Genomic DNA, 12,441 nt, shown 5'->3' with positions numbered 1-12,441 from the left:
GGTTACATTATACTGAGTGCCCCGTGGTGAAGCATAATAAATATCGATTTTTCCTGCCCTTGCTGACGTTTTTTGCCTGCCTGTGCATGCAGGCTCAGGCTCTTGCTGACACCACCTGGCCCCTTGAGCAGCGACGCCCCTACAACGCTAAAATACAGGAGGTCAATAAACTGGCCTATCAGCCACTAACTAAGGCACAAACCCCTTGGCGAATTTGCGTCTTGGTTCCTCATCTCAAAGATGCCTACTGGATCGGCATAGACTATGGCCTGGTTAGCCGAGCTAAGCAGTTAGGTATTGCCCTTGAGTTGTTTGAAGCCGGTAGCTACTACGGTAAGGCCAAGCAGCTAGAGCAACTCAATTACTGCATGAAAAATGATTTCGACGCCATCTTACTTGGCACGGTCGATCCGCTGCTAATGAATCATTATCAGTGGCAGATCAGTAAACCCATCATCGCCCTGGTCAACCGGCTAGACAGTCCCTTGGTAACCACACGAATCGGCGTCAACTGGTATCAGATGGGCTGGCACGCCGGCGATTACATCCGCCGCACCGCTGGAGACAAAGCTGCACGCCTAGCGCTATTGACCGGCCCGGAAAAACTGGGGGGGAGTGCCTGGGTTGAGCAAGGCATCATGGCCGCCCTGCAAGGCAGTCAAGTGACTATCTCCTCTAACCGCCATGCCGATAACAACCGCGACCTTTACCGGGATCAGCTACACCATCTACTGGGCGATCATCAACCTGACTATATCCTCGGCAGCGCCGTCGCCATAGAGGCCGCCATCGGCGCTCTGGCACAGCAAGCCACGCCCGCAAATATTGCACTGGTCAGCAGTTACCTTTCTCCGGCGACCCTCAGAGGGCTCTATCGGCATAAGGTCGCGTTTAGCAGTGACGATCAGGTGATATTACAAGGCAGGCTTGCCATAGATATTACGGTGCGGGAACTCGAAGGCGAAGGGCCCTTTGGCGATATCGGCCCCAAGATAAAGACGCTGACCCCAGATAATATCGAGATCAAAAAACTGACAGGCAGCCTGGCCCCGGCAGATTTCTACCCCATCTACCGGGTCGACGCACCCAGCGCTAGTCGTCAACCTTAGCGGCAAACAGATACCCTTCGCCATGCACAGTCACAAAGAGTTCAGCATCTAGCTTATTACGCAGGCGGCGAATAATCACATCTATGGTTCTGTCGTTGACATCCTGATTGCGATGACTGGTCAGCTGCATCAAACGCTCGCGACTCAGCACCTGCTGCGGATGCAGCACAAAGGCAGTGAGCAGTTCAAATTCGGCCTTAGTTAACTTAATCACCTCCTCCCCCTTGGAGAGCTTGCGACTGTTAAGCGCCAGGCAATAGTCTTCAAATTCGATAAGGTCATCACAGCGCTCAAGCTCCGCAATCGCCTGTTGCTGCGCCTTTTTCACCAGAGAGATGCGCCAGAGCAGATTCTTTACCCGAACCAATAGTTCACGCAGCTCAAACGGCTTGGTCACATAATCGTCCGCCCCCATCTCTAAACCGATGATCTTATCGATCGCCTCATCGCGTCCGGTAACCAGAATGATCCCCACGTCGGAGCGGCTGCGCAGCTCACGGGTAAGGCTTAAGCCATCAACACCTGGCAGATTGATATCCAGCATCACGAGATCGATATGTTGCTGACTAAACTGCTGCCACATCTCTTCACCGTCGGCGGCTTCGAGTACACGGTAACCCTCTTTCTCGAAATAGCCTTTTAGGCGAGCACGGATCACCGCCTCATCATCGACCACAAGCACACAAGGTTGTAACGAAGTTAGGGCCATGACCCCGCTCCCAGACACGTTAAATAAAGGTTAAGGCTATTATTCACAATTTTTCATAATTGCATATAAGCTTTATCTCAATTATGAGATCTGACGCGGCTTTTACCCATCACAGACTCAGGCATTGGGATCAAGACCTAGCGATTAAAACAGGGGGATTAACGCATCAGAACATCACGAGGAAGTTTGAGTCGAAAAATGTAGCTTCAAGTGCCTAAAGCTAAATATAAATCAAGATTTTTACACTCGGCCCATGTTAGCTTATGCTTAGCTTAATAAAGCAAGGCTCACACACTGAAGCAAGGGACAGATTATGGATGAAAGGCGGCAATTTTCGCGCATCTTCTTCGATGTCAATGCGACGCTTACCCAAGAAGATAAAGTATGGTCGACCAAGCTTCATGACCTTAGCCTAAATGGAGCCTTGGTCGAACAGCCACAAGACTTCGCGCCAAGCCCTGGCCCGCTGCAACTCAGCTTCACCTTGGACGGCTCGGATGTAGAAGTGACCATGGAAACCCAACTTATCCATCAACAAGGCGGGCAGTTGGGACTCGAGTGTTCACATATCGATATCGACAGCATCAGCCACTTAAGGCGCATGTTAGAGCTCAATATTGGTGACGCCTCATTGCTTGACCGCGAACTCAAGATGTTTATCGAAGTACATGATCAAGGGTAGATGCATTACTTAGGGCATAAGTAGGGCATTAAGCTCAATACAAATAATAGGGGACATAGCGTCCCCTTTTTAATCTCTGTGAAAAACCAAACCTCTGCCGAAAAAGGGGCATTGCCAAACAAGCGAAATTACCCAATCTCAAAGTCGCGGCATTTAACGAGTGACAGGCAATGTTAATTACGACTATTCACCTTTCACCTGAAAGGCAGCGTGATAGCTAACCTCACCCACAGGCTGCTCAGCGGCAAGCTTAAGGGCAAGAAAATACGCCTCAGGTACACCCGGCAACACGAGCCCGGTCTTAGGTGCAAAGCCAAAACGCTGATAAAACTTGGGCTCACCCAATAAGACGCAGCCGTTGGCCTTTGCTTTTTTTAACGCTTCAATACCCGCTTGCATCAACTGACTGCCAATCCCTTTTCCCTGCATCTCGGGCAGCACTGAGATGGGACCGAGTCCATACCAGTGTGGGCTGTTATCCGATATGGTCACCAATGAGAGTGCTAAGTGACCGACCAAGCGCCCCTCGCATTCTACAACCAATGATATCGCCAGCGCGCCAGCCTCTCGCAGGGCATTCACGATATACTGCTCGGTATGGTCTGTGTGGGGCGCATCGAGAAAAGCCGCCTCTGTCAGCGCATAAATTGCGGCAATATCAGCCGGTACTTCGTTTCGTATTCTTATCTGCATCTTTACCTTGAACACCTAAGCACTAACTAATCAGCTCTAGCAGCTCGTGGATTGTCTTAATAGGATTGATCTTGGCACCTAGCCCTTCCATCGATTTATGATAGTTACGATAGGGAATAAAGATCTCGGTAAAACCATGCTGCACCGCCTCTTTGACTCTGGGCACGCCGCTGTCGATAGGGCGGACATCGCCATTGAGACTCAGCTCACCCATGATGCAGGTGGTTCTGGGCACCACAAACTCGTTCAAGCTGCTCAGCAGGGCTGTCACCAAGGCCAGGTCGATGCAGGTCTCCGACTCATCAATCTTGAGCCCGCCGACCAAGTTAAAATAGGTATCGTGATAGATCTTGGTGCGGGTATGCTTGCGCAATATGCCGGTGAGCATCTTGATCCGATTCATATTGAGACCCACACACACCCGCTGGGGAAACTCTCCTTCCACCTCAGTAGTCAGACACTGGATCTCCAGCAGTAAATTTCGATTGCCCTTACGAATACAAGTGATCGCCGCGCCGGGTGATTCTGTGGTGGAACCAGATAAGAAGATCTCGCTGGGATTATCGACACTTATCATACCCCGCTCTGTCATTCTGAAGATCCCCACGGTATCCACGTCGCCAAAACGGTTCTTGTTCGCCCTCAGGGTACGCACCTGACCATCGTTACACTCAAGATGGGTTAGGCAGTCGACGATATGAATAAGGGTCTGCGGGCCGGCGGTTTCATTGTTCTTGTTGACGTGGGCCACCAGGAACATGGTGACATTGTTTTGCTTACAGTATTGGGTGAGCGCCTGGGCACTGCCTTTGACCTGAGACGGCGATCCTGGGCTGCCGTTAGCCAAGTCGGTCACTACGGCCTGAATCGAGTCGATCACCGCAAACTTAACCTGTTTGGCTTCCAGCTCGGCAATGATGGCTTCCACATTGGTCTCAGCCATTAAGTAAAGATTATCTTCGTTACATTGTAACTTGAGACGGTTAACCCGGTTCTTAAACTGCGATAAAGACTCTTCAGCGGTACAGTAAAGCGATGGCATGAGCTGCGACATACGTGACACCAGATCCGACAAGATGGTGGTCTTACCGGCGCCAGGATCGCCAGAGATAATATTAACCGAGCCTGTAGTGAGACCGCCGCACAACACACGATCCAGTTCGCCGATGCCGGTGAGCAGTTTCTTGGCCTCAAACTCCTCCACTTCACTGAGTTTCTTAGAGCCACCGCCTACCGCTCCCGCGTAACCGGCAACTGAGCTGCTATTGGACTTGGCCGGTGCCAGACGCACTTCGGTGATGGTGTTCCATTCGCCGCAAGCATTACATTGCCCCTGCCAGCGGGGAAAGTCCTGACCACATTCACTGCACACGTATGCTGTTTTGTTCTTCGCCATATTGTTATCTGATCGCCATCTTTACATTCCATTTGGGGGCCGAGAACCGCTTGCTCTTATGATGCACTAAGGGCTCTGTTATCGACGCCGCGTCTTGGCCGCATTCTACATGAGTATCTAACCAGGCTGTAGTCTCCCTTTACAACAGGCACGGCGAAGGGGGAATAAGGCGACAGCGGATAAAATTTCCTCCCACAGCGGCGTTAAAATACCTTACACTGCTACAAAGACTATCATTAAGCCGCGTTGGCCGAAAAAGTCGGCAAATTGTGTTTAATAAACATAGGGCTATCAAGTTTTTACTTAGCCTGCCGACACAGGTAGATAAGCCGCACCATCAATTACGAGTCGAAAAGATATTATCCATGAGTTTAGAGCAGCATAAGGCCTTAATCGAACAACTAAAGCCTCTGTTAATGGAAACCAATTTCCAGGAGTTGTTTGAGCACCTGACCTCGGGAGAATCAAACTCGACCCGCTTCTTACTCAAGATGGAACTCAACCGACTCGCCTCGCCTTGCACCCGGGTTATCGATCTCAGAGACAAATCTGAGTTAGCCTGTGAACCCTTTAGCAGTGGTGCCCAGACCCATTTTCTCGACGCCCCGGCCAAAGAAAACTTTGTGCAAGTGCTCGCCCTGTATCAGGGGCAATATACATTAGGGGTTTACGAGCAGGTGATGGAGGCGCACAAGCAGCGCCGTCAACGTGCGCGCGAGGGCGACCCCAATGCCGATAAGGCCCTCACCCCCTTTGTGGCCAGAGGTGCCATCTTAGGCAGCTACTTCAATCGTAGTGAAGAGCGGATGAACTATGCGATTCGTATCGGTGTGTTACAACCTGGACGCGCCGAGGTCAAAGGGATCACAGTCGACCTCTCGGTCGGCGGTGCCCGCATTCGTTTGCCAGTTAATCACGACTTCAATACCGACCAGCCTCTGATCGTCAAATTGCTCGAACTGAGCGCCGAATATTATTTCGACGATCTGCAAAAAGGGGTCGAATATCAGGTGGTCGATATTGAGAGCAATCATGAATACAGCTGGATGCGCCTTAAGCGCATCGGCGGCAGCGACGCCCTGTCAGACATGCTGGGCAACCTGATCCAAGGATATAAATTCCGCTATAAGGTCGACATTAATGACATCCTGGTGGCCGCTACCGGCCTGGGATTTGAGCGTCACTACCTGCCCCATCTGCCACACCTTCCACTGTATGTGGAACAGCTGGACGGGAAATATAAGATCACCCATAAGCTACTAAGTCGTGACAACCAGAAACTACAACAGTATTTTGTCGATGAGAAATCGGTCAGCCAGCTAGGTGCCATGTTGACTCATGAGCGTTTACAAGCCCTGTTTAATGCGCCTCTGGACCCTGATCACAATCTGTTTTTCTGCTTTACCTTTCAGGCTCAAGGCGCCATCTTCTTCTACTCCGCTAGCCTGGCAGAACTTAAACAGAGCGAGTTATTGGGACTCTTTCTGTCTTTTGGCACCACAAAGGCCAGCTGGCGCATCTTTAAGATCGTTAGCCACGAGATAGACCACCACACCTCCTACAAATCCAGCATACTGCCGGGAGACTCCAGCTACTATTCCTCCTTGACAGAGGCGCAGCTCAAACGCTTTACCCATGTGCTGCAACTGATAGATCTGACCAATGAAGAGGTGCTGGCGCATTATGAACAGTGGGACGCTAAAGGTCATCAAGCCAACGAGCTGAAACGCTTTGGGCAGCAAAAACTGCAAGAGGACCAGATTAAGCTGTTGTCGCTGCAATTTACTGAGCGGCGCAACGAGGCGCGTTTCTCCTTTAAGACGCTGGTCACCGTCAGCCAAGATAAACAGACACATCATGGATTTACCTTAGATATTTCAGGTAAAGGCTTGCAGGTCACTCTGGATGAACCGGCCAACTTTGATACCACGGCGCCCGTGATGATCGCCTTTCCCAAGTTACAACATCTGGCAGGTAAAACTCGCCTGGCGCAGCTGCCCTATCGCCTGATCCGCACCCGTAAGAACGGCGTGACCATACACCTCGCTGCCATGGTCGGCCATACCCCGCACGTGGGGGTCGCCTTTCTGAACCGATTGATCCAGGCCAATCACGATAAGCTGAGAAAGCTCACCGAAGCCAACAGCGATACGAAGGAACTCTCCGATGGCCTGAAAAATCTGCTGATGCGAGAGCTGGCCTCAGTGCCTTACTTTATCGAGAAAACCAGCAAATCGGCGAAATTGAGTATCTTAGGTGTCAGCAAGCACTCCAATGCGATCGCAGACCTCTTTGCCGCCACGACCCAGGAAGCGCTGCGATATGATCTCAGCGCCCTGCTGGATAAAGGGCACTTAAAAGATGACTTTATTAATCCCATTCGGCAAATGAAGCCCCAGCATGGACTGGAGTTTTTTGAAACCTATGTCCAGATCTCTCGCCAATCTCAAGGGCGTATCAAGATAAAATGTCTACAGGCAAGAGAGATAGGCGACAAGCAGGCTCAAATTCACTTTATCCGTCAGAGCCAAAACCTTGGACGCTTCATGGCCCTACGTATCTATCGCGGCGCAGCCGGTAAGCCGGATATTCACTATATCAAGCGCGAGCTGGAATATATCGGTGTGCATGCACAGCACAAGGCCAAAAAACTGGAACAGTTAATGTGGCAAATCATAGGGGTTGGCGAACTGCTGGATATCACAGATGAGGTGTTACTGCGCTACCCAGAGCTGCAAGCGGCATCACCGACCTAAAACGAGTGATACCAAGCCAGCACCAGAGGAAAGTGATCTTTAATGGCGTCTTTATGGGTAAGCATCTCGGCGTGACCATAGTCATGTAAGTTGCCATTAGCCTTAGATAGTAAGGTATAACGCACCTCCTTAAAGTGACACTCTTTGATCATCCGCTGCACATCGGCCGGATTCCCCAGCACCTCATCGCCGAGTCCAGCAATAAACCAGGCCTTTGGCCAGCCCCTCTCTGCCGCGAGGGCCTTAGCTGCCTTGGCATAATCAAAGCCATCGTCATGATCGATCCACTCGCCTCTGACCCAGTCGATACTTTGCAGCAAGGAGTTCTTAGTCTCATTATCCATCCCCATACGCCAACGATCGGCAGCCAGATAACCATGACCTGCGGCAATTGCCGGTGCCAATCGATTCCAGGCTAAATCCACCATCAACCATTTTTTAAAGGAGCGCACCTTGATGGCTCGTTTGGTACCAAAGGTCAATAAGGAAGCAACACTGTTCTGGAACAAATCAAAGCGGGCGATGGCACTGGCCATCAAGACCCCTCCCCATGAGTGGCCGCACCAATGTACCTTGTGAGTCTCTGGGTGCTGAGACAAGATATAATGTTGCACTAAGGGAAGCTGCTCGCGGATCACTTCGCCCTGTCCATGGCTGGCACCAGCGCTTAATTTGGGCGTGCTCAACCCTCGCCCAAGGGTATCGAGGACATACACCACAAAGCCCGCCTCGGCTAAATAACAGCCCAGGCCTTTGCCCTTTTCGCTATAAAAGACCCTGCCGTTGGACATGGCACCATGGAGCATCAGAATAGGAGCCTGGGTCATATCGGCGTCGGGACGCTTAAGCAGGCGCAAATGCAACTGCCCTTGTCGATAGGGAATAAAGCGGGATTCTTGGATGAGACTCAAAATAAAACTGCCGTTAGAATTTTTAACTTAACTTACTGAGTTAAAAGGGATAAAACAAGAAGGAAAAACACTCGCAAGACAATAAAAACAAGCGTTAAAAAATAAAGGTATTCAGATCAATGATAAATCGCAGGTTTTAAACGCAGCCCCCCAGATACCTTAAGCTCGTAACCCCTAATCCCCGGGTGTAGGTAGACTTGCTCATAGCCCGGGCAATATCTGCCCGGGCCGCTTAAGGAGTCTAATAGGTAAGCTAGTCCAACTTGAGTAACATATAGGGCAGCACGCGCAGATCCAGCTGAGCTATTTTGCCATCGGCAGCCGCCGCAAGCTTAGGTTTGGCGTGGTAAGCAATACCAAAATCGGCCGCCTGCACCATGGGGATATCGTTGGCACCGTCACCGATGGCCAACCTTTGACCCTGAGGTATCTGCCAGGTCTCGGCGCTACGCAGCACAGTGTCAGCCTTAAACTGCGCATCCACCACAGTGCCAATCACTTCTCCTTTGAGCTTGCCATCGACAATCACCAGCTCGTTGGCATAGGCGGCATCTAAATTTAACAGCTGTTTGAGATGACCGACAAAGGGAGTAAAACCACCCGAGGCCAACACCAGACGCCAACCATGGGCCTGTAATTCAGCCACCATGGCCTTAAGACCAGGCATCAAAGGTAAGTTACCGCACAGGGTATCTATGATGCAGGCATCGGCGCCAGCCAGCTTAGCCACACGCTCGCGTAAACTCTGCTCGAAATCCAGCTCTCCCTGCATGGCACGCTCCGTGACCTCGGCAACCGCCTCACCCACTCCAGCCATGGCAGCTAGCTCATCGATGCACTCTATCTGAATCGCCGTCGAATCCATATCCATTACCAAGAGCCCAGGCAGGTCTAATCTAGGTGACTGTTCACTCATCAGAAACAGCTCAACATTATCCAGTGTCGCAAGGGTTTCGGCGAGAAGCTGCCCCGGCTCTTTGTCGAGGCAAAGCTCGATGCAGTAAAGATCATTTTGACGCGAGATGACGGCAATGCTCAACGCCTTGGTCGTTGCAGCGATGCGCTCGGCAATCAGGGCTTCTGTTATCAGCTCTTGATATACCAAACGCAGACGCAAGCCAGCCTGAGGAGCCTTGGCTTCCTGGTGGCGCAATAGATGACAGTCCCCTAAGGTAAAGCTTGGGGTGATCTCATCGTATATCCATGAAAACAGTGCGTTTTGTCGCTGATTTGCCATTAGTCATGCTTCTCCGGGTATCGGGTTTGTAGATAATCCATTATGATTAATAAAACCCTTATCATCTTCAGGTACAAAGTGTTTTTTCTTAAAGGACTCAAAAAGACCCAAAGGCTAACGCGACTGCTACAGTTCAGTGTCGCCATTGCACTCATGGTGGGGCTGTTTCAGTTATGGGAAACTAGCCTACTACAAGGCCAGCAGCTTCTAAAGTCCCAAACCCAAAAGATGGCACGTTTATTAGTGCAGCAGACCGCCTATGGTGCTGCCCCAGCCCTGCAACTGCAAAATGACGAGCAACTGCAGTGGCTCACCAGCGCTTTGGTGTTGGATCCTAAAGTGATGTCGGCGACCATATTTAGTGAGCAAGGGCAACGCCTAGCCTTCGCCCAGAGCTTCACCGATGAGCCATTAGAACCTGAATCTGATGAGTTAAAAGCACTGCTCTCTGCCTACCCACCCTATGTCGAAGCCGTACTGCAAGATGATAAAAATCTCGGCTATATCGAAGTGCGACTGGTGCCGCAGCGCTTCTTCAACGAGATCAAAGAGGCGCACCAGCTCAACATGGAGCAACAGCAGATGATGCTGATCATCGCCGGCCTGATTGGCATGCTGCTCTCGCGCGCCCTCTCCTTTAAGCGGGCCGACTTTGACCGCCGCAAGACCAAGATCAGACTGGGTAAGAAACTCGCTGCCACTTTGGGGTCGGGTGATGCGCAGGAAAGCAACGACACCTCCCCAGATGCTGCCAGTGACTCAGCGCAAGGCAGTGCTAAGAAACAGTCCCTGGCCAAAGATAAAGACAATTCTTCCGCGCCGCATAAGCCGGGCTAAGCCTTAGAACATCTCGGAGCAGACACAAAAAAACGGGCCAATAGGCCCGTTTTTACTGAACACTTGCGTGATAATTACAGTGTAATTGCCGCTTCCAGTGTCATTTCGATCATTTCGTTGAAAGTGGTTTGACGCTCGTCAGAAGAGGTCTTTTCACCGGTGCGGATATGATCAGATACGGTTACCACACATAGCGCCTTAGCACCAAACTCTTTGGCAACGCCGTATAGACCAGCGGCTTCCATCTCAACACCTAGTACGTCCATCTTCTCCATCACGTCGAACATTTCTGGATCTGGCGTGTAGAAAAGATCAGCAGAGAAAACGTTACCTACGCGGTACTTAGTGCCTTTGGCTTCGGCAGCCTTAACCACGGCGCTTAACAAACCATAGTCACAGATAGCCGCGAAATCTTGGCCTTTGAAACGTAGACGGTTAACTTGAGAGTCAGTACAAGCACCCATACCGATGATCACGTCACGTACCTTAACGTCAGTGCTGATCGCACCACAAGTACCCACGCGGATCAGGTTCTTCACGCCGTAATCTTTGATCAGCTCAGTCGCATAGATAGAGCAAGAAGGAATACCCATGCCTGAACCCATCACAGAGATACGTACGCCTTTGTAAGTACCTGTGAAACCTAGCATGTTACGCACGTCAGTCACTTGCTCAACGTTCTCAAGGAAAGTTTCTGCAATGTACTTAGCACGTAGTGGATCGCCTGGGAATAACACTGTATCAGCGAATGCACCGTCAACTGCATTAATGTGTGGTGTAGCCATCTATATAACCCCTATTTTTAGACTTAAGTCTTTTTCTAGTAGCGGTGGCCGAATGAAGCCACCAAATCTTAATATGTTAGCAGGATGGCCTGAAGCCATCCTTATCACCTAGGCGACAAATGATTCGCCGTATTCCATCGGCTCCAGACCGAAGTAAGTCGCAATGCTCTGACCGATATCGGCGAAGCTATTACGGCGCCCCAAAGAGCCTGGTGCTAAGCCAGCGCCATAGGCCAATACGGGCACGCGCTCACGGGTATGATCTGTACCCTGCCAAGTTGGGTCACAACCATGGTCAGCAGTCAGCAGCAGAAGATCTTCTTCACCCAGCAGAGCCAGCATCTCTGGCAGACGGCTGTCGAAGTACTCCAGCGCGCGAGCATAACCGGCGATATCGCGGCGATGGCCATAGTGAGAGTCGAAATCAACGAAGTTGGTAAAGACGATGGTACGGTCACCGGCCTGCTTTACCTGCTCTAAAGTGGCATCGAACAAGTCTTCTAGACCTGTAGCCTTGACCTTCTTAGTAATACCGCAATGGGCATAGATATCGGCAATCTTACCCACACTCACCACTTCACCACCGGCCTCTTTTAACTTGTCGAGTACAGTCTTTGATGGTGGCTCAACCGCATAGTCTTTACGGTTACCGGTACGGGCGAAATCACTTGGGTCCTTACCAACGAATGGACGGGCTATAACACGGCCGATGTTGTATGGCTCAAGCTCTTCACGGGCGATCTGACACAAGGTATAGAGGTTTTCCAGACCAAATGTCTCTTCATGACAAGCGATTTGGAACACTGAGTCTGCCGAGGTATAGAAGATAGGCAGTCCAGAGCGCATATGCTCTTCGCCGAGCTCTTCGAGAATCGCAGTACCTGACGCGTGGCAGTTACCCAGAAAACCTGATAAACCCGCACGCTCTAAAATCTTATCGGTCAGCTCTTTAGGGAAAGAGTTTTTCAAGTCGCTAAAGTAGCCCCACTCATAAAGCACAGGCACACCCGCCATTTCCCAATGACCACTCGGCGTATCTTTACCCGAGCTCAACTCATCGGCATGACCGTAAGCACCAATCACTTCAACATCGTCACTGAAGCCAGCAGCAAAGCTGCCAGTGCTCTCTTTGGCGGCAAGTGCCAGGCCAAGTTTGGCCAGGTTAGGTAGCTTAAGCGGACCTTCACGACCTTCGTTTGCCTTCCCCTCGGCACATGCCTTAGCAATATGACCGAAGGTATTTGAGCCCGTGTCGCCGAAGGCTTCCGCATCTTTTGCTGCACCCACTCCAAAAGAGTCGAGCATCATAATGACTGTTCTTTTCAT

At 50.9% G+C, this 12,441-nt stretch carries 11 protein-coding genes; 4 read left to right on the top strand and 7 right to left on the bottom strand.

From position 1 onward, the window contains the following. Window positions 1-23: 23 nt before the first annotated feature. Complete coding sequence (torT, locus tag NY07_RS00710; protein ID WP_081953739.1) at window positions 24-1,109, top strand: TMAO reductase system periplasmic protein TorT; 1,086 nt, start codon at window positions 24-26, stop codon at window positions 1,107-1,109. Here torT and torR read toward each other — a convergent pair. Beyond that, window positions 1,093-1,818, bottom strand: coding sequence for a two-component system response regulator TorR (torR, locus tag NY07_RS00705; RefSeq protein WP_033537424.1), 726 nt, complete (start codon window positions 1,816-1,818; stop codon window positions 1,093-1,095). The two genes, torT and torR, sit on opposite strands and share 17 nt — an antisense overlap. A gap of 313 nt (window positions 1,819-2,131) precedes the next feature. Between torR and NY07_RS00700 the strand changes: the two genes are divergently transcribed. Next, window positions 2,132-2,500 (top strand): PilZ domain-containing protein, encoded by a 369-nt coding sequence (locus tag NY07_RS00700; protein ID WP_033537423.1) that lies wholly within the window; start codon window positions 2,132-2,134, stop codon window positions 2,498-2,500. Window positions 2,501-2,683: 183 nt separating this feature from the next. Here NY07_RS00700 and NY07_RS00695 read toward each other — a convergent pair whose 3' ends face one another. Together NY07_RS00695 and radA are read right to left on the bottom strand one after the other, a co-directional pair. Beyond that, window positions 2,684-3,193, bottom strand: a complete 510-nt coding sequence (locus NY07_RS00695) for a GNAT family N-acetyltransferase (RefSeq protein ID WP_033537422.1) — start codon at window positions 3,191-3,193, stop codon at window positions 2,684-2,686. Between the two features lie 22 nt (window positions 3,194-3,215). Then, entirely contained in the window at window positions 3,216-4,589 is a 1,374-nt protein-coding gene (gene radA, locus NY07_RS00690; protein WP_033537421.1) for a DNA repair protein RadA, read from the bottom strand. A gap of 365 nt (window positions 4,590-4,954) precedes the next feature. Between radA and NY07_RS00685 the strand changes: the two genes are divergently transcribed. Then, complete coding sequence (locus NY07_RS00685) at window positions 4,955-7,345, top strand: PilZ domain-containing protein (protein ID WP_033537420.1); 2,391 nt, start codon at window positions 4,955-4,957, stop codon at window positions 7,343-7,345. Here NY07_RS00685 and NY07_RS00680 read toward each other — a convergent pair. Both NY07_RS00680 and serB read right to left on the bottom strand, forming a co-directional pair. After that, the gene (locus NY07_RS00680; RefSeq protein ID WP_033537419.1) at window positions 7,342-8,256 is read right to left on the bottom strand and encodes an alpha/beta fold hydrolase; all 915 of its coding nucleotides are present in this window, start codon (window positions 8,254-8,256) and stop codon (window positions 7,342-7,344) included. The genes NY07_RS00685 and NY07_RS00680 overlap by 4 nt on opposite strands. Before the next feature lie 253 nt (window positions 8,257-8,509). Next, window positions 8,510-9,493 carry a phosphoserine phosphatase SerB gene (serB, locus tag NY07_RS00675; protein ID WP_033537418.1) on the bottom strand — a complete coding sequence of 328 codons (984 nt, stop codon included), beginning with the start codon at window positions 9,491-9,493 and terminating at the stop codon, window positions 8,510-8,512. A gap of 42 nt (window positions 9,494-9,535) precedes the next feature. Between serB and NY07_RS00670 the strand changes: the two genes are divergently transcribed. Further along, window positions 9,536-10,330, top strand: a complete 795-nt coding sequence (locus NY07_RS00670; RefSeq protein WP_235363871.1) for a YtjB family periplasmic protein — start codon at window positions 9,536-9,538, stop codon at window positions 10,328-10,330. Window positions 10,331-10,404: 74 nt separating this feature from the next. Here NY07_RS00670 and deoD read toward each other — a convergent pair whose 3' ends face one another. After that, window positions 10,405-11,115: a purine-nucleoside phosphorylase gene (deoD, locus tag NY07_RS00665; protein WP_033537417.1), complete on the bottom strand. Its 711-nt coding sequence runs from the start codon at window positions 11,113-11,115 to the stop codon at window positions 10,405-10,407. Window positions 11,116-11,223: 108 nt separating this feature from the next. After that, complete coding sequence (locus NY07_RS00660; protein ID WP_033537416.1) at window positions 11,224-12,441, bottom strand: phosphopentomutase; 1,218 nt, start codon at window positions 12,439-12,441, stop codon at window positions 11,224-11,226.

Origin of the sequence: Shewanella sp. ECSMB14101 (assembly GCF_000773485.1) — a bacterium.
Classification (GTDB): domain Bacteria; phylum Pseudomonadota; class Gammaproteobacteria; order Enterobacterales; family Shewanellaceae; genus Shewanella; species Shewanella marisflavi.
This window is presented reverse-complemented; position numbering and strand designations above follow the sequence as displayed.

Excerpts from the sequence above, each read along its gene's own strand:
- NY07_RS00660 (WP_033537416.1), bottom strand. The coding sequence starts at position 12,441 with ATGAAAAGAACAGTCATTATGATGCTCGACTCTTTTGGAGTGGGTGCA.
- NY07_RS00700 (WP_033537423.1), top strand. The coding sequence starts at position 2,132 with ATGGATGAAAGGCGGCAATTTTCGCGCATCTTCTTCGATGTCAATGCG.
- NY07_RS00670 (WP_235363871.1), top strand. The coding sequence starts at position 9,536 with ATGATTAATAAAACCCTTATCATCTTCAGGTACAAAGTGTTTTTTCTT.
- torR (WP_033537424.1), bottom strand. The coding sequence starts at position 1,818 with ATGGCCCTAACTTCGTTACAACCTTGTGTGCTTGTGGTCGATGATGAG.
- NY07_RS00695 (WP_033537422.1), bottom strand. The coding sequence starts at position 3,193 with ATGCAGATAAGAATACGAAACGAAGTACCGGCTGATATTGCCGCAATT.
- serB (WP_033537418.1), bottom strand. The coding sequence starts at position 9,493 with ATGGCAAATCAGCGACAAAACGCACTGTTTTCATGGATATACGATGAG.
- NY07_RS00685 (WP_033537420.1), top strand. The coding sequence starts at position 4,955 with ATGAGTTTAGAGCAGCATAAGGCCTTAATCGAACAACTAAAGCCTCTG.
- radA (WP_033537421.1), bottom strand. The coding sequence starts at position 4,589 with ATGGCGAAGAACAAAACAGCATACGTGTGCAGTGAATGTGGTCAGGAC.
- deoD (WP_033537417.1), bottom strand. The coding sequence starts at position 11,115 with ATGGCTACACCACACATTAATGCAGTTGACGGTGCATTCGCTGATACA.